Source organism: Paraburkholderia sp. 31.1 (assembly GCF_014397645.1).
Taxonomy (GTDB): Bacteria; Pseudomonadota; Gammaproteobacteria; order Burkholderiales; family Burkholderiaceae; genus Paraburkholderia; species Paraburkholderia tuberum.
The window spans coordinates 1-1373 of record NZ_VZQN01000155.1 but is presented as its reverse complement, the minus strand read 5'-3'; the positions used below and the strand labels follow the sequence as shown (position 1 = coordinate 1373).

Genomic DNA, 1373 nt, shown 5'->3' with positions numbered 1-1373 from the left:
TTTACTCTCGACTTTTCGAATGCAGATTCGTAATGAGCCGGGAGCGTGGGTGGACGAGGAATTTGAAACATTGGATCTTGGTGACCCGCGGCGGGACCGTCGGGCGAAGGAATTGCTGAAGCGGTTTGCCGCGCGTCCCACTGCGAGTATTCCGGGTGCCTGTGAGGGCTGGGCCGAGACCATGGCGGCGTACCGCTTTCTGGGCAATGAGCACATCGACTGGCGCGACATGATGCAGCCGCACTGGGAGCGCACCGCTGCGCGCATGGGCGAGTTACCGGTAGTCCTGTGCGTGGCTGACACAACGGAGCTGAACTTCAACGGCCAGGACATCGAGGGGGCCGGCCCGCTCAGTTATGAAGCGCAGGTTGGCATGTATCTTCACGCGACCTATGCGGTCACACCGGATCGCGAGGCGCTGGGTGTCATGAACGCCTGGATGTGGGCACGCGAGCCGCGCGACGAAAACGGCCAGCGTGGCGGCGTGTGCGAGAGCGTTCGATGGATCGAAAGTTATGAGATCGTGGCGCAGCAGGCAGCAACCCTGCCGGGCACGCGGCTGGTATATGTGGCCGATCGCGAGGGTGATATCGCGGCGCTCATGCAGCGTGCGCAGGAGTTGGGCGAACCGGCCGACTGGCTGATCCGCTCCCAGCACAACCGCGCACTCAAGGATGAAGCAAAACTGTGGGAAACGGTACACGCGAGCGAGGTGCTCGGTCATATCAGCTTCGTGCTGCCCGGGCGGGGTGGCCAGAAGGCGCGTGAAGTGAAGCAGGAGCTGCGTGCACAGCGCGTGACGTTACCCGGGCGCGGCGGCGTCGAGCTGAGCTGCATTGAGGCATGTGAAGTGGATGCGCCCACTGACGTGAAGCCCGTCGTCTGGCGCCTGCTGAGCAACCGCGAAGTGCACGATACACATGCGCTCACCGAACTGATCGACTGGTACCGCGCGAGGTGGGAGATCGAGATGTTCTTCAACGTGCTGAAGAACGCCTGCCGGGTTGAAACGTTGCAGCTCTCGCAGATGGAGCGCGTGGAGAAGGCGCTTGTGCTGTATATGGTGGTGTCCTGGCGTATCGCACGGCTTATGCGGCTGGGCAGGACCTGCCCGGAGCTGGATGCTTCGCTGTTCTTTGAGGCTGACGAGATACACGGCGCTCACGTGCTCTCCAAGAAACCCCGCCCGAAAAAGCCACCGACGCTTAACCAGATGATACGGATGATTGCATCACTGGGCGGATTCCTCGGACGCAAGGGTGATGGTGAACCCGGCGCGAAGACACTGTGGATTGGCATGCAGCGTGTCATGGATGCGGTGATCACCATCCAGATCCTGCGCGACGGCTACGATACTTCTGTATAAGGAGATG

The 1373-nt window shown here is 61.4% G+C and carries 1 protein-coding gene; it reads left to right on the top strand.

What is annotated here, in order from left to right; all coding sequences use genetic code 11:
- The first annotated feature begins 19 nt into the window (after positions 1-19).
- The gene (locus F6X37_RS35730; RefSeq protein WP_090812277.1) at positions 20-1366 is read left to right on the top strand and encodes an IS4 family transposase; all 1347 of its coding nucleotides are present in this window, start codon (positions 20-22) and stop codon (positions 1364-1366) included.
- Positions 1367-1373 lie beyond the last annotated feature (7 nt).